This is a genomic window from Sanguibacter antarcticus, from assembly GCF_002564005.1.
GTDB lineage: Bacteria > Actinomycetota > Actinomycetes > Actinomycetales > Cellulomonadaceae > Sanguibacter > Sanguibacter antarcticus.
This window is the reverse complement of sequence record NZ_PDJG01000001.1, coordinates 1,800,329-1,823,207: the sequence shown is the minus strand read 5'-3', so window position 1 is coordinate 1,823,207 and position 22,879 is coordinate 1,800,329. Positions and strand designations below refer to the sequence as shown.

At 66.8% G+C, this 22,879-nt stretch carries 19 protein-coding genes and 4 pseudogenes; 12 read left to right on the top strand and 11 right to left on the bottom strand.

Annotated features, from left to right (window positions below):
* Position 1 precedes the first annotated feature (1 nt).
* Positions 2 to 742: an ATP-binding cassette domain-containing protein gene (locus ATL42_RS08315; RefSeq protein ID WP_098454944.1), complete on the top strand. Its 741-nt coding sequence runs from the start codon at positions 2 to 4 to the stop codon at positions 740 to 742.
* A 175-nt stretch (positions 743 to 917) separates the two neighbouring features.
* Positions 918 to 1,361 (top strand): hypothetical protein, encoded by a 444-nt coding sequence (locus tag ATL42_RS08310; protein WP_143556720.1) that lies wholly within the window; start codon positions 918 to 920, stop codon positions 1,359 to 1,361.
* Positions 1,362 to 1,592: 231 nt separating this feature from the next.
* Here ATL42_RS08310 and ATL42_RS08305 read toward each other — a convergent pair whose 3' ends face one another.
* The 3 genes from ATL42_RS08305 to ATL42_RS08295 form a co-directional block, all read right to left on the bottom strand.
* On the bottom strand, positions 1,593 to 1,913 hold the full coding sequence (locus ATL42_RS08305; RefSeq protein ID WP_098454942.1) for a sigma factor-like helix-turn-helix DNA-binding protein: 321 nt from the start codon (positions 1,911 to 1,913) through the stop codon (positions 1,593 to 1,595).
* A complete protein-coding gene (locus ATL42_RS08300) occupies positions 1,903 to 2,736 on the bottom strand; it encodes a replication initiation protein (protein WP_098454941.1) in 834 nt (277 codons plus the stop codon). The genes ATL42_RS08305 and ATL42_RS08300 overlap by 11 nt, the downstream gene beginning before the upstream one ends.
* A gap of 311 nt (positions 2,737 to 3,047) precedes the next feature.
* Entirely contained in the window at positions 3,048 to 3,548 is a 501-nt protein-coding gene (locus tag ATL42_RS08295; protein WP_143556719.1) for a hypothetical protein, read from the bottom strand.
* A gap of 177 nt (positions 3,549 to 3,725) precedes the next feature.
* On the opposite strand from ATL42_RS08295, the gene ATL42_RS08290 reads away from it, so the two are divergent.
* The 4 genes and pseudogenes from ATL42_RS08290 to ATL42_RS08275 form a co-directional block, all read left to right on the top strand.
* The gene (locus tag ATL42_RS08290) at positions 3,726 to 4,301 is read left to right on the top strand and encodes a hypothetical protein (protein WP_143556718.1); all 576 of its coding nucleotides are present in this window, start codon (positions 3,726 to 3,728) and stop codon (positions 4,299 to 4,301) included.
* Positions 4,302 to 4,571: 270 nt separating this feature from the next.
* Positions 4,572 to 5,288, top strand: a complete 717-nt coding sequence (locus ATL42_RS08285; RefSeq protein ID WP_098454938.1) for a guanylate kinase — start codon at positions 4,572 to 4,574, stop codon at positions 5,286 to 5,288.
* A 231-nt stretch (positions 5,289 to 5,519) separates the two neighbouring features.
* A complete protein-coding gene (locus ATL42_RS08280) occupies positions 5,520 to 6,245 on the top strand; it encodes an ISAs1 family transposase (protein ID WP_143556717.1) in 726 nt (241 codons plus the stop codon).
* Positions 6,246 to 6,256: 11 nt separating this feature from the next.
* Positions 6,257 to 7,297 (top strand): annotated as a pseudogene (locus ATL42_RS08275) (ISL3 family transposase); the annotation flags it as partial.
* Here the strand turns inward: ATL42_RS08275 and ATL42_RS08270 are convergent.
* Positions 7,297 to 8,631: an ISL3 family transposase gene (locus tag ATL42_RS08270; protein WP_245862315.1), complete on the bottom strand. Its 1,335-nt coding sequence runs from the start codon at positions 8,629 to 8,631 to the stop codon at positions 7,297 to 7,299. The pseudogene ATL42_RS08275 and the gene ATL42_RS08270 sit on opposite strands and share 1 nt — an antisense overlap.
* Positions 8,632 to 8,774: 143 nt before the next feature.
* Between ATL42_RS08270 and ATL42_RS08265 the strand changes: the two are divergent.
* A pseudogene (locus ATL42_RS08265) lies at positions 8,775 to 9,038 on the top strand (transposase); the annotation flags it as partial.
* An 11-nt stretch (positions 9,039 to 9,049) separates the two neighbouring features.
* On the opposite strand, the pseudogene ATL42_RS08255 reads toward ATL42_RS08265, so the two are convergent.
* The 7 genes and pseudogenes from ATL42_RS08255 to ATL42_RS08225 all read right to left on the bottom strand — a co-directional run bounded on the left by ATL42_RS08255 (position 9,050) and on the right by ATL42_RS08225 (position 15,318).
* Positions 9,050 to 10,362 (bottom strand): annotated as a pseudogene (locus ATL42_RS08255) (ISL3 family transposase).
* A 93-nt stretch (positions 10,363 to 10,455) separates the two neighbouring features.
* Positions 10,456 to 11,195: pseudogene (locus tag ATL42_RS08250) on the bottom strand (transposase); the annotation flags it as partial.
* A gap of 505 nt (positions 11,196 to 11,700) precedes the next feature.
* Positions 11,701 to 12,468, bottom strand: a complete 768-nt coding sequence (locus ATL42_RS08245) for an SCO1664 family protein (RefSeq protein WP_098454934.1) — start codon at positions 12,466 to 12,468, stop codon at positions 11,701 to 11,703.
* On the bottom strand, positions 12,468 to 13,022 hold the full coding sequence (locus ATL42_RS08240) for a DUF3090 domain-containing protein (protein ID WP_098454933.1): 555 nt from the start codon (positions 13,020 to 13,022) through the stop codon (positions 12,468 to 12,470). Before ATL42_RS08240 ends, ATL42_RS08245 begins: the two co-directional genes overlap by 1 nt.
* A 9-nt stretch (positions 13,023 to 13,031) precedes the next feature.
* Complete coding sequence (locus ATL42_RS08235) at positions 13,032 to 13,739, bottom strand: histidine phosphatase family protein (RefSeq protein ID WP_098454932.1); 708 nt, start codon at positions 13,737 to 13,739, stop codon at positions 13,032 to 13,034.
* Between the two features lie 175 nt (positions 13,740 to 13,914).
* On the bottom strand, positions 13,915 to 14,376 hold the full coding sequence (locus tag ATL42_RS08230; RefSeq protein ID WP_098454931.1) for a hypothetical protein: 462 nt from the start codon (positions 14,374 to 14,376) through the stop codon (positions 13,915 to 13,917).
* Between the two features lie 90 nt (positions 14,377 to 14,466).
* Positions 14,467 to 15,318, bottom strand: coding sequence for an NAD(P)H-binding protein (locus tag ATL42_RS08225; RefSeq protein ID WP_098454930.1), 852 nt, complete (start codon positions 15,316 to 15,318; stop codon positions 14,467 to 14,469).
* 135 nt (positions 15,319 to 15,453) lie between these two features.
* Between ATL42_RS08225 and ATL42_RS08220 the strand changes: the two genes are divergently transcribed.
* The 5 genes from ATL42_RS08220 to ATL42_RS08200 all read left to right on the top strand — a co-directional run bounded on the left by ATL42_RS08220 (position 15,454) and on the right by ATL42_RS08200 (position 22,504).
* Positions 15,454 to 16,848, top strand: a complete 1,395-nt coding sequence (locus ATL42_RS08220) for an IS1380 family transposase (RefSeq protein WP_098453764.1) — start codon at positions 15,454 to 15,456, stop codon at positions 16,846 to 16,848.
* Between the two features lie 397 nt (positions 16,849 to 17,245).
* A complete protein-coding gene (locus ATL42_RS08215; RefSeq protein ID WP_342748120.1) occupies positions 17,246 to 18,511 on the top strand; it encodes a bifunctional glycosyltransferase family 2/GtrA family protein in 1,266 nt (421 codons plus the stop codon).
* The gene (locus ATL42_RS08210; protein ID WP_098454929.1) at positions 18,508 to 20,736 is read left to right on the top strand and encodes an ArnT family glycosyltransferase; all 2,229 of its coding nucleotides are present in this window, start codon (positions 18,508 to 18,510) and stop codon (positions 20,734 to 20,736) included. The genes ATL42_RS08215 and ATL42_RS08210 overlap by 4 nt, the downstream gene beginning before the upstream one ends.
* A gap of 206 nt (positions 20,737 to 20,942) precedes the next feature.
* Complete coding sequence (locus ATL42_RS08205) at positions 20,943 to 21,881, top strand: YHYH protein (RefSeq protein WP_098454928.1); 939 nt, start codon at positions 20,943 to 20,945, stop codon at positions 21,879 to 21,881.
* Positions 21,878 to 22,504: a DUF305 domain-containing protein gene (locus tag ATL42_RS08200; RefSeq protein ID WP_245862313.1), complete on the top strand. Its 627-nt coding sequence runs from the start codon at positions 21,878 to 21,880 to the stop codon at positions 22,502 to 22,504. Before ATL42_RS08205 ends, ATL42_RS08200 begins: the two co-directional genes overlap by 4 nt.
* The last annotated feature ends 375 nt before the right edge of the window (positions 22,505 to 22,879 follow it).

Here is a 22,879-nt window from a genome sequence, read left to right as displayed (position 1 = left end):
CATGCTCGAACTCACAACGGTCACTGCGCGCTACGGTCGCCGTACGGCACTCGACCAGGTCACCTTGACACTCACTCCGGGCATCACCGCGCTCGTCGGGCCCAACGGCGCAGGAAAGAGCACCTTGATGCGCATCGCCACGACGCTACAACGTCCATCAAGTGGAACCCTTCACCTCGACGGACACCCCCTGATATCCCGCGCAGACAACCTGAGAGCCCGCGAACGCATCGGCTTCCTCCCACAGGACTTCAAGTCAGACCCACGGTTCTCCGTCACAGAACATGTGACCTACCAGGCATGGCTACGCGGTGTCCCACGCATGGCATGGGACTCAGCCGTACGTGAGGCCGTCGGCAGGGTCAATCTCGAAGATCGTGCCGACGATCGGATGGGCCGGCTCTCCGGAGGAATGCGCCAACGCGCGGGCATCGCCGGGGCCATCGTCGGCAACCCAGACATACTCATCCTGGATGAACCCACGGTCGGCCTCGATCCGTCCCAGCGCATCGAGTTCCGCGCCACTCTGACCAGCCTAGACAGCACATCCATCCTGCTGAGCACCCACCTGATCGAAGATGTCTCGGCGACCGCGGAGCGCATCATCATCCTCAATGAAGGTCAGATCGTCCACGACGGACCTACCTCGGCACTTCAAGAGCAAGGGGTGGAGAGTGCAGGAGTCTCCCGCCTGGAAGATGCGTACATCTCGACACTGCGACCGTCGGTGGCCGATGCCTGACACATCGCCTTGGCGCCTCTTCACCAAGGCCCACCGCACCGCAACCGCTCTAGCAGTCCTGACCATCCTGGGAACAGTCATGGTCCCGTTCACAGGAGTAGCCAGCGGCCTGGGCGGGTACAACCATTCTGCCTCGACACCCCTGGCGCGCGCTGTCCCCGCAATCCTGGCAATCGTGACAGTGAACGCCTCCTTTCCGCGATACCGCGACGTCGAGCTCCTAGCGACCCGACGGGTGATCACGGCACGACGACGCCTGCTCGCAGGCCTCACGACCTACGCGACCCTGGTGGCAGCCACGACCACGATCATCGGCAGCCTCATCGCAGGTCTTCCCGTAGGAATCAACGTACTCACTCCAGCCAGAGGCGTCATTGCCTGGATTGCACTCGGCATCCTGGCAACTGTCCTATTCGGCGCAGGCGGCGGATGGTTCGGCGTCGGCGCAACGATGGGACTCACAGTGTTCTACGGGTACGACTGGTCCTCGCAACCCCGATTCTGGAACATCATGGCTGCCGACGCTGACAACGTCTCGACCTGGTCGTTGACGGCCGGACTCGTGGTCGCCGCACTGATCGCAGCGCGCATCTCCCCACAGCGCTCAGGCCTCGCCTAAATAATCTGTGTCATGACGTTGATGGCTGTGCGACCACTGTCTCGTACCGGGTTTGGTGGAGGCTCTGGATCGGGCTGGGTTCACGGGTGAGTTGGTGGTCGAGACGACGCTTTGGTCTCTCATGAGCGTCGTGCAGGAGGTCGTCGCGTGGGTTGTCAGGTGAGCCGGTGGTCGAGAGCCCCGGTTGAGGACTGTGAGCTGGCCCGCGTGCACGGCGCTGGTGCTTGAAGGTTATGCGGGTGCCTCGGGCGGGGCGTTGTCGGGTGGTGGGGTTTGGGCTGGTGGTGGTTCGGTGTTGATGCCGGTTTTGCGGGCGTGGTGGAGGGTGGTGGCGACTCCGCCTTTGGTCATGCCGACCTGGGTGGCGATTTGTTGGTAGGTGAGTCCGGTGCGTCGCAGGGTGATGATGAGTTCGCGTCGTTGGGCTGCTCGTGCTTCGTACTGGGGCCGTGGTTCGGCGATGATGTTGCGCACGGTGCGCGGGGAGATGCCCATGCGTTGGGCGGTCTCGCGGGCGGTCAGGGTGCGCCGGATCGGGTGTTCAGCGGCCACCGGTAGCCACCTCCAGGACGCTGGCCCGGTCGATCGTGAGGCCTTTGAGCATGGCGATGGCTCGTTCGCGTCCGCCTGCAGCTGCTGTTGCGTGTCCGCCGCGTTGGCCTCGGAGGGCTTGTTCTTCGGAGAAGGTGCGCAGCATCTTGCGCCAGGTCCAGCGGGCGATGGAGCGCGAGACGTGGGCGACTTCTTGGGCGGTGAGGGGTCCGGTGGTGAAGTCGTTGGCGATGATGGTTTCGTTGGTCTGCCAGGCGTGGGCGAAGACGGCTCGTTCCCAGGTGTTGGGGTGGGTGTGGTCTCCGCGGCGGCGGTAGGACCAGCGCCGGACCATGTCGAACAGGGCGACGTTGCGTCCTACGGCTGAGGATGAGGTGTTGCGGCGGGGGTGCCCGGCGCTGGGCAGTGCGCCGAGGTCTGCTAGTGCGCTGGCGAGGTCTTTGAGGCCGTAGAGGGCTTGGGTGCTTCCCCATAGGGCGAGGTGGTCTTGGACGTGGTGGGGGTTCTTGGTGATGCGCCCTGAGTAGGCGACGTCCCCGCCCAGGACCTCCACGAGGCCGTGCTCGATGCGTGCCAGGAGGTTGACCGGGGGCCGGCGGGCGGCATCGGTCAGGCAGACGGGGCTGCGCAGGGCGTAGACGATGTGCCCTGCTCGAGTGCGCGGGTTCAACGCCACGTAGGACGGCTCGGGCAGGCCAGTGAGGCCCACGATGTGGTCGGCGTCGCTGCCGTCATGATCAGTGATGACGAGTGAGCGCATGACCAACGGGTTCGCCTCGATATACGGCAACGTCAACGCGACCGAGCGTGAGTGACGGCGCATCCCTGGATCCTCGGCGTCCTTGACGTTCCCCGCCAGGGGAGCTCGAGGAAGCCAGTGCTCGTCCCATATGTCAGCAAAAGTCACACCCCGACTCTAGCCCCCACAGACCCTCAGGGTTTAACTCGGCACACCGAGCCTAATCAGATACTTCGCTCTTCAGGCCCTCCAACGACTGTTTGCTACGACCATCACGCACCTGTGGTGGGCCCTGCTGCAGCGCCCATGACGTCGACTGCAGGGAGTGGCTGTCACCGTGCAGACCTCCGCGGCACCACGGCCTGGCTACCGTTCCCTCGAGCGTGGTCGACCGCTCAAGACTCCGCGAGATGCTGACCTGTCGCGGCGAGCAGCTCTTCGACGCCGGCACCACGCGCTGAAGCCGTCGCGTGCAGGACAACGCGCGTCGCACGCAAGAAGTACGCCAACGCCCCCAAAGCGCGCGTGCCATCAGCCGCGACCTCACCGACCAGGCGAGTGCTGATCGCCTCACCGCCCGTAGCCTCAAGCTCCTCATCGAGCTCGCGCGCCAGACGCAACGCACCGGGGAGCATCGCGAAGTCCTCACCGGCCACCTGCCGGCTCTCAGAAATGATGCCCTCGAGGTCGTCGTCACGGGCACCCGCGACGCCCATCAGATGCCACAACGCCCGACCAGCAGCCAACGTACGCACACGGCCGGCGAGATCGAGCTCGGTGAACTCCTCCACGTACCCGTGATTCGAGTCAGGCAACAGCACATAACCCGTGAGCATCCCGAACACCCGCCGCAGATCACCGGTGTCCACATCGAGGTTCAGCACATCGTCATCCATCCCGGCAGTCTCCCAGGACCACCCCACACGCGCGGGCGCCTCTCAGTACTGCGCCGGGGTACCTGGGGGCCTGGTCGTCGTGACGATCCATCTGTAGGGGCATCGCTCAGCGAGCGGCTTCTCTCGCATGCTGATGCACTGCGGCCGGTGCTCGTCGCGACCTCCCAGGTGTGCCTGGTGCGATGGATCACGCACTGTTACAGGAGTGATATTGTCCGCCTTGTGCACATAATGAAGGCTTTGTCTCCTGTACTTGTTGCCAGTTTGGTTGCCATGGCGTTGAGCGGGTGCGAAGGCGTCCAGGCAGAGGTCGACGGGACGACGGCGACTGTTGCGCCGAGTTCGGAGCGTGACAAGTCCACGCCTGAAGCGGCTCCTGCTGCGACCATCGCGCCGAGCCTAGAGCGTGATAACTCCACGCCTGAGGCGGCTCTTGCTGCGATCTTCGCGGAGCTGCACGAGCGTGACATCGAGGGCGCGTGTATGTATTTCGACCCGACCTTTGAGCGGACTTTTCTTAGCGACGGCGACTGTGAAAAGACTGTAAAGTATGTTGATGAAGTTAATCTTGATTTGATGGGTGATGTAGAAATCACAAGCAAATATACCATCTACCTGGAAGAAGATGGTACGGCGTTTATTCCCGCCGCCTCCTTGTTTTGGCCGGACGGAGGACCTGAATGGAATGGGGGCTTGTTTATCGAGCGTGAGAACGGATGGTTCAAGACTTTTGACCCGGAGGGAGAGTCTTGACTTGTCTGGTGCTTCGATAATTTGATCAAGCGTGCTGAGAGGTGTTCTCACCAGGAATTTCACCGGGTGCCGCGTTTTAGGTGGAGCAGGACGAAGACTGCGGCGGTGGATAATTCTGTCCGTAGATCTCCTCGACCGCGGACAGGCCCATCGACAAGGACGCGTTCTTGTCCGGTAAACGATCAAAACAGCTCAGCAAATCTATCATCACACGCCGTCGTAGAAAGCAGGGTCTCCATGATCGAGCCACCATCAAACGTCGCTGTACATATGGAAACCGCGCTCGTCGGCAAACCGAGCTCCGTGTTTTTGGTGCTCTCTGGTCCCGGTGGGACAGGCAAGAGCTCGCTGATCCGCATGTGGCGGGACGCCGAACCGGACCTCGGCTACGTGAAGAATGTCACGACGCGCGCACGCCGCGCTCCGGACTCGAGGTCGGGTGTGGACGACGAGGACTTCTTCGACTTCGTCACCCGCGAGGAATTTCGTCGGCTTGTCGAGGACGGTCAGCTCGCGCAGTGGGTCAACCCTCAGGAGGGCTATTACAGCGGGACACCGCTGGCGCCGCTGCTTGCCGCAGTTGCAGAGGGCCGGGACCTCGTGTTCGATTACACCCCCCAACTCTTTCTGAACCTCCAGCGAGCCTTTCCCGAACAGGTCGTGGGTGTATTCGTTGCACCGCCGAGCATGGAGATCCTGCGCGACCGGCTCTCTCGCCGAGGGGCCGAGGAGGGCGCGAACCTGCAGCTGAAGTTCAATATGGGTGCTCAAGACATGACGTACGTCGACATGCACGAGTACCACGTCACCAACACCGACCTACCGTCGACGCTCGAGGCGTTACAGAGCATCCTGCGCGCCGAGAAGTCGCGCCTGCGCCGGTCCGCGAACCTCACCGAGATCTACGGTTCGATGCGCGACCCGCGGCAGATGCTCTTCTACTACGACCCTACGCACACCCGTGTCTCCACGATCTCACCGCTATGACCAGGAGCCAGGTCATCGACTGACCGCAAACTGGCTCTTCGCAGATGAGGGTGTAGTGGTCGGCGCGTCGGTGTCCGGGTAGGGGTCAGGGCCCCGGAAAGGTCTGGTGCTGGGGCTGTGACCTGCGGGAACGTGATGGTGTGAGCGGCGTGGCGTGTGGGCGGATGGGGCCGGTTGGGCTGAGATGGAAGTTCTCACGCTCACCGTCTCGCGCAAGGACCCCATCCGCTCGTGTCATCTTCCCAGGTCGTCCCTGCCCGCATGCGTCGTGGCGACGAAGACCTGCTGCGCGTGTTGGGCGGGGTGCCTGATCCTCGTGATCCGCGCGGGGTGCGCTACCCGTTGGTCGGGGTCCTGGCGGTCGAGGTCTGTGCGGTCCTGGCCGGCGCCCGGTCGTTCACCGCGATCGGGGAATGGGCCGTGGACCTGAGCGTGGAGCAGCTGGCCCGTCTCGGGCTCGAGTGCGCTCCGGTCGAGTCGACCATGCGCAAGCTGTTCGCCCGGCTGGACGCGGTCGCGGTAGATCGCCAGCTCGTAGTGCTGGCGTGGTGCCGGACCCGGCACATCGGCGGGCGTGGGGTGATCGCGATCGACGCCAAGACCATGCGCGGGGTCAGGACCACCACCGCCGTCGCGCCACACCTGATCGCCGCGCTCGATCACACCACCGGCGTCGTCCTGGGGCAGAACGCGGTCGCCGCGAAGTCGAACCAGATCCCCGCAGTGCGCGACCTCCTGGCCGGTTTCGACCCACGTGACCTGGAAGGATGCGTCATCACCGTCGACGCGATGCGCACCCAGGACCAGACCGCCAGGGCGATCCTGGCCGGCGGCGCCGACTACGTGTTCACGGTCAAAGGGGCTCATCGCAAACAAGGGTGTAGCTGGGTGGGCGCGTCGTTGCGGGATGAGGGTCGAGGTCTTCCGATGATGGAGGTTCCTACGCCGCCCACCTGAAAGACCTCGACGTGTCTGACGCTACCTTCACGCGCCCCGATCTGACCACATTCTGCCGTCTTGACGAGCTGGGCCTGGAGGCGATCGGGCAGCGCCTGGAGCCTGATCGGGCTGTCTTGGCGTGCCGGATCACCGAGCCGGACAACTGGTGCCGGCGGTGCGGGTGCGAGGGGATCTTTCGAGACAGTGTCACTCGTGAGCTCGCGCACGAACCTCTGGGTTGGCGGCCGACCACGCTCGTGCTCACGGTGCGCCGCTACCAGTGCACGGGCTGCTCTCATGTGTGGCGCCAAGACACCAACGCCGCGGCCGAGCCGCGTTCGAAGATCTCCCGCCGCGGCCTGCGCTGGGCGCTGGAAGGCCTGGTCCTCCAGCACCTCACGGTGGCCCGGATCGCCGAAGGCCTCGCGGTCGCTTGGAACACCGCCAACGCGGCCGTCTTGGCAGAAGGCCGCCGTCGCTTGATCGCCGACCCCCGCCGTTTTGAGACGGTGACGACGATCGGGGTTGATGAGCACGTCTGGCGCCACACCCGCCACGGCGACAAATACGTGACCGTCATCATTGATCTCACCCCGATCCGGGGCGGGACCGGCCCCTCCCGGCTCCTGGACATGGTCGCCGGCCGCTCCAAGCAGGTCTTCAAGACCTGGCTCTCTGGCCGCCCCCAGGACTGGCGCGACGGGGTCGAAGTGGTCGCGATGGATGGGTTCACCGGCTTCAAGACCGCCGCCGCCGAAGAGCTCCCCCAGGCGGTCGCGGTGATGGATCCGTTCCACGTCGTCCGTCTCGCCGGGGACGCCTTGGACCGTTGCCGGCGCCGCGTTCAGCACGACCTGCACGGCCACCGCGGCCGCCGAGACGACCCGCTCTACCGCGCCCGCCGGACCTTGCACACCGGCGCCAGTCTCCTCACCCAGAAGCAGACTGCCCGGATCGCGGCACTGTTCGCCAGTGACGAGCATGTTCAGGTTGAGGCGACCTGGGGCATCTACCAGGCGATGGTCACCGCCTACCGCGAACCCGACCGCGCCAGAGGCAAAGCGGCTCTTCAGAGTTGTGGTGGGAGGAGCAGTCCGCCAGCGACCAGGAGCATGCGTAGTCGGTAGTGGTCGCGGTTGCGGTAGCCGCGGGCGATGCGCCGGTGCAGCTCGATGATTCCGTTGATCGCCTCCGTGCCGCCGTTGTTGGCACGGTTGGTCGTGAAGTAGCCCAGGAACTCCTTCTTCCAGCGTCGCAGCGTCCTTCCAAGGCGGGCGATCTCGGGGATCGGGCAGGTGGAGAACGCATCCAAGATCTTCTCCGCCGACGCCTTGCCCTCGGCAGTGTCCTTGGCTTGGTAGGCCGCCCGCAGTTGCTGATAGCACTGCCAGGCGACCTGTACTTCGTTGTCGGGGTCGCCGTCGGCGAGGCACTGGTCGAGGCGTTCGCCTTGGCGCGGGGTGAGGTGCTCGAGCCCGCGGTGCAGGATGTTGCGGATCCGGTAGAGCGGGTCCTTGGCATGACCACGGCGGCCCAGAGTGGTTTGCTGAACTCGGCGGCGGACGTCGTCCAGCGCCTGCCCTGCGAGTTTGACGACGTGGAACGCATCAAGGGCCGGGACGGCTTCGGCGAGGTGGGTGTCGATGGTGTTGGCGTAGCCGCGGAACGGGTCCAGGGTGGCGATCTTCACCTCGGTGCAGAACACCTCACCGCGGCCGGTGAGCCAGTCTCCGAACACCTTCCCGGTGCGCCCGGGGACGAGGTCCAGGAGTCGGGCTCGGGTGCGTCCGCCCTGGTCACGAGTCAGATCCACCATGCCCGTCAGCATCGTGGGGCCCTTCAACGCAGCGCGGTGCGGGGTGTGGTGCCACACGTGCTCATCGACCCCGAGGGTGGTGACGCCGTCGAAGCGGGACTCATCACGCGCCAGCTCGGCCAGTCGGGGTTCGACCACCCGCCAGAGCGTGTTCCAGGTGACGCCGAGCTGGCGGGACAGGCCCTCGATGGTCGCGTGCTCACGGCGCAGCTGGCCGATCGCCCACCACACCGCGCGCGTCGTGAGCACTGCCCGCCGGCTCGCCAACGACGGGAGCTCCTCGGTGAACGTCCCCGCCGGACAGGCATCGTCCGGGCAGGCCCAGGTCCGCTGCCGCCAGGCCAGCACCACCGCCGACCCCGAGCACGGGACGTCCCGCAGCAAGCGGGTTCGACGCCCGTGACTGAGCGCCACCACCCCGCACCGCCGACACCCTTGCCGCTCACGAGGTGTCTCGATCGTCAACGTCACCTGGCCGCCCGAACGGGCCACGGCGATCACATGGACGCCATCCAGGTCCACGAGGGTGTCGATGCGCGAACAGTACGAATCAGGCGTGGCACAGCAGAGCGCAGTAGGCCTGGTCATAATCGAGGTCCTCGTGGAGCAGTGGCTTAGTCACTACTGATCCTGAGGGCCTCGACCTATCTCACCACGGACCCGCGGCGCACCGGCGCGTCACGCTCCTCCCACCGCAACTCTGAAGAGCCGGCAAAGCCCTGATGGAAACCCTGATCACCTCGGTCACCTCCGGCGTTCCGGCCGCCCTGACCGAGATCATCACCCTCGGTCGAACACTCAAGAAACGAGCCATCGACGTCCTGGCCTACTTCGACCGCCCCGGCACCAGCAACGGACCTACCGAAGCCATCAACGGCCGTCTCGAGCACCTGCGCGGCTCGGCCCTCGGCTTCCGGAACCTGACGAACTACATCGCCAGATCGCTGCTCGAAGCCGGCGGCTTCAGACCGCTCCTACACTCTGGATTGCGATGAGCCTTGCAGGCTCATCGCAATCCAGGGTGTAGTCGTGGTCTGAAGCCGCCGGTCTCGAGGAGGCTGCGGGCTATGTAGTTGGTGAGGTTGCGAAAGCCCAGGGCGGAGCCGCGTAGGTGTTCGAGGCGCCCGTTGATCGCTTCGGTTGGGCCGTTCGATGTTCCGGGGCGATCGAAGTAGGCCAGAACGTCGGCGGCGCGCTTCTTCAGGGTCCGCCCGAGTGTGATGACTTCGCTCAAGGCTCTCGGGACGCCCGTGCTGACCGCGGTAATGAGCTGCTCCATCAGTTCGCGCCCCCCCGGGTCCGGTCGGGTTCTCGGTAGGCAGTGATCATGCGCTGGTAGATGCTCCAGGTGGCCTCGACCTGGACGTGCTCGTCGAGGGCGAACAGCGCCTCGAGGCGCGATTGCTGCTTGTCGGTGAGCAGGTCGGTGCCGGTGTGCAGGGTCCGTCGGGCCCGGTAGAGCGGGTCTCTCGCGCGGCCCCGGTGACCGTGCAGGTCCTGCTGGACGCGGCGCCGGCACCTGTCCAGGGCGTCCCCGGCCAGGCGCACGACGTGGACGGGGTCCATCACCGCGACGGCATCGGGCAGCTCTTCGGTGGTGGCGGTCTTGAACCCGGTGAACCCGTCCATCGCGACGACCTCCAAGCTCTGTCGCCAAGGCTCGGGGCGGTCCGCGAGCCAGGACTTGAACGCTGCCTTGGACCGGCCCTCGACCATGTCCAGCAGCCGTGCGGGGCCGGTGCCGTCGCGGATCAGGGTCAGGTCGATGATCACGGTGACGCACTTCTCGCCGCGGCGGGTGTGCCGCCAGACGTGCTCGTCCACGCCGATCACGGCGACGCCGTCGAACCGGGCCGGGTCATCGATCAGGACCCGGCGGCCTTCGGCCAACACTGCGTCGTTGGCGGTGTGCCAGGACACCGCGAGGCTCTCCGCGATGCGGGCGATCGTCAGGTGCTGGACGCCGAGCCCTTCCAACGCCCAGGCCAGCCCGCGACGCGACAACTTCGAGCGAGGCGCCGCCGCGGCGGTGGTGTCCTGACGCCACACGTGCCCACACCCGGTGCACCGGTAGCGACGCACCGTGACGAGCAACGTCGTGGGACGCCAGCCCAGCGGCTCGTGGGCGAGCCGGCGAGTCACGCTGTCTCTCGGACTGCCCTCGCAGCCGTAGCGTCGACACCACCCGTCGTCCTGCACGACCCGGCAGGCCAGGACCGTCCGATCGGGCTCGAGGCGCTGCCCGACCACTTGCAGGCCGAGCTCGTCCAAGCGAGCGAACGTGGTCAGGTCAGGGCAAGCGAAGGTAGCGTCGGGCACGTCGAGGTCTTCCCGATGGGCAGCGTCAGAACTCCCATCATCGGAAGGCCTCGACCCCTACCCAGCCAGCGACGCGCCCACCAGCCTCACCGACTCGCTACACCCTCGTCTGCGATGAGCCGCGAAACCGTCCATCGCGACGACCTCTACCCGATCGCGCCAGTCCTGGGGGGGGCGAGCGGCGAGCCAGGTCTTGAACATGGCCTTGGTGCGGCCCTGGAGCATGTCCAGCAGCCGCGAGGGACCGGTCCCGTCCCGTCCCGGATCGGGGTGAGGTCGATGTTGACGGTGACGTACGTGTCCCCGCGGCGGGTGTGGCGCCACACGTGCTCATCGACCCCGAGGACGGCGACCCCCTCGAAACGGTCAGGGTTATCGATGAGACGACGTCTGCCTTCGGCCAGGACGGCGTCGTCGGCGGTGTCCCAGGCGACCCCGAGTCCCTGCACGATCCGCGTGAGGGTGAGGTGGCCGACAACAGCGCCTCCAACGCCCACCGCAGTGCCCGGCGTGAGAGGCGGGCGCGGTGCTCGGCCGCCGCAGTGAGGTCTTCACGCCAGAGTCGGCCGCAGCCGGTGCATCGGTAGCTGCGCAACCGGACCAGAAGAAGGCGTGGGGCGCCACCCGAACGGCTCATGGGCCAGCTGTCGGATCACGGTGTCACGCACCACTCCCACGCAGCCACATTCCTGGCACCACGGATCAAGGTTCGCGACCCGGCAGGCCAGGACCGCTCAATCGGGCTCCAGTCGTTGCCCGGTCGCGACAAGTCCCAGCTCGTCCAGGCAGCAGAACGTCGTCAGGTCAGAGGGCATGAAGGCAGCGTCAAGCATGTCGAGGTCTTCCAGATGGCGAGCGTAGGAACTCCCATCCTCAGGGAGGCCTCGACCCCTACTTCCCAACGCCTCACCCGTCGAATCAGACCGGCACTACACCCTCATCTGGGAAGAGCCGGTATACGCCGCGGTGCGAGTGTTTTCCACGCATGGTCCGGGTTCGGCTCAGGAGAGCTGACGGGCGTGGGTGAGCTGTGCGGATGGTCCCCGGAGACCTGTCGTCCACCGCGCCGGGACCGCATTCGAAACAAGGCTCTAGGTTACTCAGGATGGCTCGTGGACCACGGGATCCTCGGTTGCACGAGTGTCTCGATTCCAAGATGCACTGGTTGGCAACCGAGAGTCTGAGCTCGAAGAGGTTCTGCGCTGCTGCCCGCTACAGGATGATCGCGACCCACACGTCACCTGTCGATCCAGAGGTTGTTCTGTGACGGAACGTGGTGGAGTTCCGCTTCAACGTCTAGATCTTGCGCCCCCGGCGGCTCCTATTCCGGTACACCTCTCAGAACAGCGGCCAGGGAACCGCCGGCATCTCGCCGGAGGGAGCCGGAAGCTGCCCGTCCGAGCGCAACGCGGAGCAGCGAGCGGTGAGCGCGGCGATCTCTCGGGCACTGAGCAGCTCTGCGAGGTCGCGTCCCAGGTCTCCCTGCAGCCCTTCGCTGACGCGATCGATGCCGTCGAGCTCGTCAGCAGCCAGAGACTCTCCGAGCCATCCCCACAGGACCGTGCGCAGCTTGTGGTCACGGTGGAAGGTCAGCCCGTGGTCCACGCCGTGCCGGTGGCCGTCCGGCATGGCGAGGATGTGGTCGCCCTTGCGGTCGGCATTGTTGACGATCACGTCGAACACTGCCATATGCCGGAGTGCCTGGGAGTCTTCGTGAACGAGGGTGACCAGCCGTCCGCTCTCGTCTTGTCCCTCGAGGACGTGCTTCCAGCCGGTGCTCGGCACCTGCTCTGTCGCGATGAGGTCGACGGCGCTCTGGTCAGCGTCCGGTTCCTGCCAGAGCTGGACCATTCCTTCGCCGAGGGGACCGTCGCGCAGCCAGGTGTGCGGTACCACGCCCCAGCCGAGTGTCTGCGAGACCAAATAGGCGGCCACTTCACGGTGCGCCAGGTTGCCGTCGGGAAAGTCCCACAGCGGACTCTCTCCGGCTATCGGCTTGTAGACGACGGTCACGTCGCCGATGGTGCCGAGAAAAGTGGCGTTGGACGCCGTCCTGATGCGGCCGGTGATCGTCAGCTCGGTGGTCACCAGGTCGGTTGCCGGCATCAGTCCTCGGGAGGGGTGCAGATGTGCCCGTCGGGGTCCATCGGGTAGCCGCAGGCTGGGCATGCTGGGCGCCCGGCACCCACGATCTCCCGGGTGCGCTTGGCGAACGCACGGGCGGTGCCCACCGGCATGCGCACCAGAAGCATCTCGGTCTCGTCAGAGTCGTCCTCGTCAGGCATCTCGACGATGGCATCTTCATCGGCGTCCGTGATGGGGTAGGCCTCGAGGACGACCTGGGCTGTCGTCGGGTCCCAGCCGAGGCTCATGGCGCCGGTGCGGAAGGTCTCCTCGACGGCATCGAGCTGATCGTTGTCGACGAGCTCCGGGGGAGTGCCAGTAGGAACGCTGAAAGGATTGCCCTCGACGGTGATGAGCTGGTCGAGGATCTCGTCGATCTTCTCTGCGAGCAGGGCCGACTGCTGCTTCTCCAGGGCGATGCTCACCACCCGCGTCCCCGAGCGCACCTGCAGGTAGAACGTGCGCGCCCCGGGAAAGCCGATGGTGCCGACGACGGCCCGGTCGGGCCAGTCGAACTCGTGAACGTGTGGAGGCATGTCAGTAGCCTAAGCGCCTGTGGTTGACGGCGCCCTGTGCCCTGCGCCACCACCCACCGGTGCATCGCCGGAGCGGATGCCCTTCGACAGCCACGACAGGTCACCCGCCTCCGTGTTGGTCGCATGGACGCTCGGCCGGCCAGCGCCATAGCGCACGATCGATACGGATGCTGGACTTACGGCGATGCGCTGGAACAGATCGAGGTGCATACCGAGCGCGTCGGCGAGTATCGACTTGATGATGTCGCCATGGCTGACCGCAACCCACACGGCCTCAGGCCCGTGCTCGGCTTCGACGGCTGCATCGTGACGGCGGATCGCTGCCACCGACCGAGCCTGCATCGCAGCCATGGACTCCCCGTCGGGAAAGACGACCGCAGATGGTTGCGACTGCACCAGCGGCCACAGATCCTCGGTTGCGAGCTCGGAGAGCGTGCGGCCCTGCCACCGCCCGTAGTCGCACTCGATGAGATCGGAATCGACCGAAGCGACCGGTGTGCCCGTCTGGCGCTCGAGGATGTGCTGAGCGGTCTGCTGACAACGCTCGAGAGGGCTCGACACCACCGCGACCAGGGGAACGGCCGCGAGCCGGTCTCCGGTGAGAGCAGCCTGGTCGCGGCCGATCTGGTCGAGACCGACGCCGACGGCCCTCCCGGCCAGCAGCCCGGTGGCATTTGCTGTGGTGCGGCCGTGCCGCACGAGAAGAACTGTCGCCATCCAGCCAGCCTAACCACCCCGGTGAGCAGCGCCGCGCGCAGGCAGTGGCAAGGTTCTCGTGCCGCCTTATCCACAGGGACGCTGCTCAGGCGCCTGCTCACGCGTCTTACGAATTGGTGCTCGGCTACGGAACGCGGTCGAGTTCCGCTTCAACGTCTAGAACAGCGAGCAACAGCTAGCGCGGAACCTCGACCGTCACCGTCGCGCCGCCGTACCCGTTGTCTTGATCGCGCCCCTCGACGGTGACCTCGTCGACGTCGTCGGGGATCGCGAACGCGCTGCTGGTCCGGGTGAACGGCTGCTCGCTGGCGTGGTCGTGCCCGAGGTCGTGCTCCGCGAGGAGGTCGCCGTCGGCGTTGAGCACCCGCCACCCGTCCGCGTAGCGGTCTGCGCTGTCATACGGGGACGAGATCGTCACTGCGATCGTGAAATCGTCGCCGCTGGCGGTGAGGACGGCGTCGACGACGTCGGGATACTCCTGCGAGTCTGCATCCTGCGACGTGTCGTCGGTCGAGCTGTCGCTGCTGCTCGACTCGGCTGCGGCCGGTGTCTGTTCAGGTTCGGAGGTGTCGGCGCACGAGGCGAGAAGCGCTGCCGTCAGCACGACGGTCGGGACGAGTGCGATCTGGCGTCTCATGAGAACCGACGCTATCAGCCGGGTCTGGACACCGTCGTCGACCCAGCCCAGCGACAGAAGAACCCGCCCCGCGCACGGCGGTCGGTGCCCTCAGACTGCTGAAGGACGTGCAGAGAAGTAGTCGTCCCATCCGTGGTGCGGTCGTCCGGCAGCCTCTGCGAAGTCGCTCGGTTGGTCGTGGGCTCCGGTACGGATGCCTTCGTAGATCCCGGCGATCACCGACCCCATGAACCCGCCGAGCGCTGCGACGCGGTCCTCGCGGTACTCCTCGACGGTCATCGAGCGGTAGACGAGCTGCGTCCCGAACGCGCTGTTGAGATGGGCGACCAGCTGCGCCTGAGTGATGGGCTCGCCATGGAGCATGTACGTGCGCTGGTTGTGCGCCGGCTGGACCAGCATCTGGGCATAGGCCTCGGCCAGCTCCGACCGGGTCGTGTAACCGCACCTCGCGCTGCCAGCGCAGTTCGCGACCTCGCCCGCCGCCACATAGGCGTCGATGCTCTCCACGTCCGGCTCGATGTAGATGCCGTTGCGTCCTATCGCCCAGTCCATCCCGCTGTCGCGGACGTCGGCCTCGGTCTGGCGGTTGCTCTGCACGACAGGAGAGAACGCTGTGCCCTCCTCCGCTCCTTGCACGCTGGTGTACACGACCTTGGTCACGCCGGCTGCCCGGGCGGCATCCAGAACGTTGCGGTGCTGACGGACACGCTTCTCGGGCTGCTCGTTGCCTGACACGAGCAGCAGCGTCTCCACGCCCTGCAACGATCTCGACAGTCGGTCGATGTCCGAGTAGTCGCCTGGGCGGACGTCGATACCCAACCCGTCGGCGCGCTCCGGCGTGCGAGCGAGACCCACGATCGTCTGAGCGGGATCCAGGCGTGCGATCGCTCCCACGATGGAACGTCCTAGCTGGCCTGAGACGGCAGTGACGGCGATGGTCATGGCGTCCACACTAGCCTCGGGCTTTCATGGCGGGGTGGGTCTCAGTAGGTGTCATGACGCAAGAAAGTGCTCCTGACCTGGAAGAATACGGTTTGTTGAGGACCGATTCTGACTAGTTCGAGGAGCACCTTCAAGGTGAAGACTACCGTCGCGTATCCCCGTCTGAACATCGTCACGTCGGCGACGTCCGCGGTTGGTCAGGCTGGTGGGGTGCTGTTGACCGAGACGGTCCGGGCGACGGGTCTGGATCGGGCGTTGTCGACGGGCTTGGCGCGGTGGCGTAAGCCGACGGCGTTCCACGACCCGGGCAAGGTGATCGTGGACCTGGCGGTCGCCCTGGCGTTGGGTGGGGACGCGTTGGCGGACGTCGCGGTGCTGCGCGCCGAGCCCGGTGTCTATGGCGCGGTCGCCTCGGATCCGACGGTTTCGCGCACGATCGCGGCGTTGGCCGCTGATGCCCCGGCAGCGTTGGCGGCGATCAACACCGCCCGAGCTGCGGCCCGTTCGGCGGCCTGGCGCCTGGCTGGTGAGCGCGCCCCCGACGCGGGCGCCAGCGCGGTGGACCCTCTGGTCATCGACCTCGACGCGACGCTGGTCACGGCGCATTCGGAGAAGGAGAACGCGGCGCCGACGTTCAAGCGCGGGTTCGGGTTCCATCCCCTGTGCGCGTTCGTCGACCACGGCGGCGCCGGGACCGGGGAACCGCTGGCGATCATGCTGCGGCCGGGCAATGCCGGGTCGAACACCGCCGCCGATCACATCGCGGTTCTCCGAGATGCTCTGGCTCAGCTCCCTGGTCATGGCGGGCGGACGCGGGGCAGTAAGAAGATCCTGGTCCGCACCGACGGCGCAGGCGGAACCAAAACCCTCATCGAATGGCTCACGACCCACCGCCTGGGCTACTCGGTCGGGTTCACGCTGCCTGGCAACACCCCCGACCTGCTGGCCCGCATCCCCGAGACCGTCTGGGCCCCGGCCCTGGACGCTCACGACGAGGTCCGTGACGGCGCCTGGATCGCTGAGCTCACCGACCTGATGGACCTGACCGCCTGGCCGGCAGGCATGCGCGTCATCGTTCGCAAGGAACGACCCCACCCCGGGGCCCAGCTGCGCTTCGAGGACGTTGACGGGATGCGCATCACCGCGTTCGTGACGAACACGCCCGCCGGTCAGCTCGCTGACCTCGAGCTGCGCCACCGCCGCCGCGCCAGATGTGAAGACCGCATCCGCATCGCCAAGGACACCGGTCTGCGCAACCTCCCCCTCAAGGCCTTCGCCCAGAATCAGATCTGGTGCGCGATCGTCGCCCTCGCCAATGACCTCCTGGCCTGGATGGGCATGCTCGCCCTCACCGACCACCAGGCCCGCCGCTGGGAACCCAAACGCCTGCGCCTACGCCTGTTCACCATCCCCGCCGTCATCGCCCGCACCGGCCGGCGCACCTGGCTCCGCCTCTCCAACCGAGCGCCCTGGGCAGCGCTGGCCGCTCAAGCAGTCCAAGCCCTGCGAGCCCGACCCGCACCCGGCTGAGCGCCAGCACACCCTTGACTCAACGACCCCCGCGCGACCACCCGGACCTGGAACCGGCGCCCAACCCGACGACACGGGACCATCTGTCATACCCACAAGGCAGAATCACACCCGAGTAGGCGCCCTGACGCCCAAACGACCCACCTCATGAGCCCGATGAAAGATCGAGGCTAGGTGACCATTCGAGGGCCGTCACGGGTTATCGCTCAGGGCGAGTCCGGTCAATCCATGCTGTTGTCAGGAGTGACGGTGGATCCTCAGGTGATCCACAGGTGAGCCCTAGGGCCCGTTCAACCTGCTGGTCGACTCTGTGAGCATGATGATTGCTGAGACATTCCCGACGAACGAGACAGACCCGCGGACTCAGCCGCAGGCCGTACTCCCAGGAACGGGCCCCGTGCTCGACCTGGTCATCCCGGTCTACAACGAGGCTGCTGGCCTCGAGGACTCCGTCCGCGCCGTGTGCGCCTACCTGACCCGAGAGCTGCCGTTCTCCGCTCGGGTGACCATCGCCGACAACGCCTCGACCGACGGCACCCTGGCGGTGGCCGAACGGCTGGCCGCTGAGCTGCCGCAGGTGAAGGTCGTCCACCTGGACGCCAAGGGGCGGGGCCGTGCGCTGGCTACCGTCTGGTCGACCTCTGACGCGCAGGTGCTCGCCTACTGCGACGTCGACCTCTCGACCGACCTGTCCGCTCTTCTTCCTCTCGTCGCGCCGCTCGTCTCCGGGCACTCGCACGTCGCGATCGGCACGCGCCTGGCGCGCTCGTCCCGCGTGGTTCGCGGCACGAAGCGCGAGTTCATCTCCCGCTCCTACAACTTCTTGCTACGAACCTCTCTCGCCGCCCGGTTCTCCGATGCCCAGTGCGGGTTCAAGGCGATCCGGGCCGACGCCGCGCGGGAGCTGCTCCCGCTCGTCCAGGACACCGGCTGGTTCTTCGACACCGAGCTGCTCGTGCTCGCCGAGCGGGCCGGGCTGCGGATCCACGAGGTCCCGGTGGACTGGGTCGACGACCCGGACTCTCGGGTCGACATCGTCGCGACAGCGATGGCCGACCTCCGAGGAGTCGGCCGGGTCGGCCGTGAGCTGATGTCGGGAGCGCTCCCACTGAGCGAGATCCGGGAGCACCTACCGCTCGTCGGAGACTCCCAGACCCGTGTGGTCCAGGGAGTCGTCGAGCCGGCCGACGCCCCCGCGCGGTCAGCGCTCCTGCACCAGCTCGTCCGCTTCATCATCGTCGGTGTGGCCTCCACACTCGCTTTTGCCCTGATCTATCTGCTGCTCCGCCAGCCGCTGGGCGCACAAGGAGCCAACGTCACGTCGTTGCTCATCACCGCGATCGCCAACACGGCTGCGAACCGGCGAGTCACCTTCGGGTTCCGCGGCTCGACGAACGCCGCGCGCCACCAGGGGCAAGGCCTGCTCGTCTTCTTCTTCGGCTGGGCATTGACGTCCGGTTCGTTGGCCCTCGTCGGGGTCCTCGCACCGACCGCACCGCACTCCGTCGAGCTCGCGGTCCTCGTCGTCGCCAACCTCGTGGCGACCGTGCTGCGATTCCTTCTCTTCCGGCACTGGGTCTTCCGACCACGTGCCGGCACCGTCCCCGATACCAACGGAGCCACCGTCGTAGCCGATGGCCTCACCGAAGGAGCACGCCCATGACCGTCCCCCCGAGCACCGAGGTCGAGGACGGGGTGACCAGCCCGTCGGCGGTCCCCATACCTCCGACGGTGCCCCCGACGAGTGCGGCCGCAGACACGTTCGTCCCCGCCCCGCGCGAACGGTGGGAGCGCCCCGCCCTGATCGCCCTCCTGGTGACCACCGGTGTGCTGTACCTGTGGGACCTGTCCGCCTCAGGCTGGGCCAACTCCTTCTATGCCGCCGCAGTCCAGGCGGGCTCCGTCAGCTGGAAGGCTTTCCTCTTCGGAGCGTCTGACGCTGCTGCCTCGATCACTGTCGACAAGCCGCCAGCCTCCTTGTGGATCATGGCACTGTCGGTGCGGATCTTCGGCTTGAACTCGTGGGCGATGCTGGTGCCGCAGGCTCTCATGGGGGTCGCGACCGTCGGCATCGTCTATTCCTCGGTCCGCCGCTACTTCAGCGCCCAGGCCGGCCTCATCGCCGGTGCGGTCCTGGCGTTGACTCCCGTCGCCGCCCTGATGTTCCGGTACAACAACCCCGACGCCCTTCTCGTGCTGCTCCTGACCCTCGCGGTCGCGCTCACGATCCGGGGGGTCGAGGATGGGCGCACCCGCTGGCTGGTGATCGCCGGCGCCCTCATCGGCTTCGCCTTCCTCACCAAGCAGCTCCAGGCAGTTCTCGTCCTCCCGGGCATCGCCGTCGTCTACCTCGTGGCTGCGCCCATCTCGATCTGGCACCGCATCCGCGACAGCCTGCTCGCGCTCGTCGCGATGGTCGTCACTGCCGGATGGTGGGTCGCGATCGTCGAGCTCACCCCCGCAGCGGATCGCCCGTACGTCGGGGGATCGACGAACAACTCCTTCTTCGACCTGACCTTCGGGTACAACGGGCTCGGTCGGATCTTCGGCCGTTCCGCGGGCACGGCTACCGGTACCGCTGGTACCGGCGTCGGTGCAGTCCCCGGTGCTGCGGCCACCGGCGGTGCAGCAGCAGGCACCGGGCGTGCCGCAGACGCGGCAGGGAACGCGGTTGCCGGCGCCAACGCTGTCGGAGGTGGCGCACCGGCCGGCGGCGGCGGTGGCGGGTTCGGCTCGAACGTCGGCGTCTTGCGGATGTTCAGCGGCGACCTCGGAGGGCACGTCTCGTGGGTCATCCCCGCAGCGCTCCTCCTCGGCCTCTTCGGCCTGTGGATCCTGGGCCGGAAGGTACGGACCGACGTACGCCGTGCAGCGCTCCTGCTGTGGGGCGCGACCCTCGTGGTCTCTGGTCTGACGTTCTCGCTCATGGACGGGACGTTCCACCAGTACTACACGGTCGCACTCGCGCCCTCGATCGGCGCAGTTGTGGGGATCGGAGCGTGGCTCTTGTGGACACGCCGGACAGAGACGTGGGCTCTGCCGCTGCTCGCGGCCGTCTCGCTGGTCACCACCGGGTGGGCCTTCATCGTCCTGGCGAGGTCTCCTGAGTGGAACCCGTGGCTCCGGTGGGTCGTCCTCGTCGTGGGCCTGCTCGCCGTGGCTGGGCTGCTGCTCGGCCGCAGGTTCGGTCCTGCGGTGCTCCGGACCGGCGTCGTGCTGGCTCTGGTCGCCGCGTTCGCCGGCCCGACGTCGTGGACGGTGCAGACCGTCCTGACCCCGCACACGGGTGGCGCGGTGACGACAGGCCCCGCCGTCGAGGGCTCCGCCTCAGGGGCTCGGGGCGGCGCGGCCGCCGGTGCCGGTGCGCTCCCTGGAGGCGCAGGCGGCCCAGCCGCCGGGCAGGCGCGCGGTGGGCAGGGCGCTGCTGGGGAGCTGCCTGGTGGTGAGGCGCTCGGTGGCCAGGATGCTGCTGGGCAGGCTGCGGCCGGTGCCCAGGGCGCTGGGGCGAACGGACGTGGCAGCACGACGGTCAGCGACACGATCGTCGAGATGCTGCTCACCGACGCAGACTCCTACACCTGGGTCGCTGCGACCACAGATGCGCAGAGCGCCGCGAGCTACCAGCTCCCTACGGAGAAGTCGGTCATGCCGATCGGCGGCTTCAACGGGGGAGACCCGTCCCCGACGCTCGAGCAGTTCCAGGCCTACGTCGCCGACGGTGAGATCCACTATTACATCGCCAACGGCTCAGGCGCCGGTGCCGGTCTTGGCGGTGGTCGGGCGTCGGAGGAAGGGACCACGACGATCGCTACCTGGGTGAGCGAGACGTACACCGCCGAGACGGTCGACGGGGTGACGATCTACGACCTCACGGTGCCGATCGGCTGATCCCGATCCGGAGGGCCGGCGGGGCATGTGCCCCGCCGGCCCTCCGGCGTCTCCGTGGATCGACCACGGCGGGGAGACGACAGCCGGGGTACAGGACGCTCACACCGGGCTCACAGACCGCTCGGACAGCATCTTTGTCTGTCGGCGCGCACCGCGCACCGCTCACAGCACGGCGTCCCGTCCCTTGTCTCCAGGAGCGTACTCAGATGTCTACTCAGCTCTACGCACCGCGCAGACCTTCTCGCCAGGCCGCACGCCTCTTCGTGTCGGCCGCTCTCGTCTCGGTGCTGGTGGCAGCCGGGTGCAGCGTCGACACCTCGACGGAGGATCCTGCCACCAGCTCGTCCGACACCACAGACGACACCACAGACACCACCGTGGATGCCGAGCCCTCGGCAGACGCTGCCACAGGCAGTACTGCAACCGGTCTGACCTGTGCAGAGACAGCGGCGCTGTTCGTGACGCGGGGGTCGGCGAACGCGGACCTCGACGACCCGGAGGTGAGCGCTACCTGCGAGGGCGACGACCTCGCGATCACCAGCAACGGGATCCCTGACTACACCTATGTCGAGACCTCGCCGGGCTCGCCCCAGGCGGCGGACTACTCGTTCACCATCACCTCCACACCGACGATGGCCGACGAGGTCACCGCCGTGCCGGACCTCGGGATCGCGGCTGTGGCGCTCGACGGTGTTCCGATCTACGGACCGACCGAGGGGACCGGCGGCGACGTCAACTCGCTCGAGGGAGCCTTGTCGGAGTGCGGGAGCCACAACGGCCCGACCGGCTTCCACATCCACCAGGTGCTGTCGTCGGACAGCACAGACTGCCTCTTCACCCCTGCGGAGGTCGCGCAGGAGCCGCAGCTGGTCGGCTATGCCCTCGACGGCTACCCGATCTATACGGGAGCCGACCAGTACACCTCGTCGTGGGAGCTCACCGACGAGTCGCTCTTCGCGTCCGACACATGGGCTGCGCACTCCTACGTCGAGGGGTCCGGTGATCTCGACCAGTGCAACGGTCTCACCGACGCTGACGGCACCTACGCCTACTACACGACGGCGACCTTTCCCTATGTCATCGGATGCTATGCCGGGGTCGTCGACGTGAGTGCAGCAGGCGGCGGCGGGGGTGGCCCGCGGTGACCCGTCCGTCCTCGTCCCGACGTGGGTTCCTCATCGCGGGAGCCGTCGGGGCGCTGGGGTTCGCCGGTGGGGCTGCGGTGCAAGCGGGGGCGTCGTCGGACAGTGCCGCTGAGGAGGCAGAGGAGACCTCGCCGAGCGATACCGACGCCGGCTTCTGTGCCGACATGACGCTGCACCATGTTCAGGCTCTGGCGCTGTGTCAGCGGGTGCTGGGTCGGGACACCGGTGACCCGGTGCAGGCGGCAGCGGCCGAGGTCCTGCAGAACCAGGCCATCGAGGTCGGCATGATGCGGGCGTGGCTGGCGGACTGGGGGCTGTCCACCGCGGCGCCCACGACGACGATGGCGTGGATGGGCATGGGGGCCGGTATGCCGGCTGCCACGATGCCTGGGCTCGCCACGGCTGAGGAGCTGAGCGCGCTGTCTGCGGCCACTGGTGTGGATCAGGGCCGGATGTGGATCGAGCTCATGCGGGTTCACCACGTCGGCGGTGTCTCGATGGCGGAGGCCGCGACCGAGCTGGTGAGCCTGGACAAGGTCCGTCGACTCGCGAGCATCCAGGTGAAGGTGCAGACTTTTGAGATTCGCCAGTACGACGAGCTGCTGGCGACCGTCTACACGTGAGAGGCGACGTGCGGCCCTCCCGAGGCCGATTTCTGACAACAGTACCCAAACCGCCGCCCCTGGGTGGGTTGGTGTCCCGTGGAGGTGCGGCTCGGAAAACTCTTTCCCTCGATGTGTGACTCCTGATAACTCTGGCGCCGATACCGTCCCGAGATATGCGCGCGGCCTGCTATCGCAACGTTTCGTCAAGAGCATGTTCACTATGTGAACGCTGCGTAACCAAAGTTACCGTGCAGTATCAACTCGGTAACGATCGAGGCCTGAGGGGCCGAAGTGGTTCGCAGCACATCTTGCGCTGCGTAGTTTTCTGTCTAAGCAAGGACGCCCGAGGCATCTCCGTGCCCCGTCGAGATACGACGAGGTCACGGGCTGCCG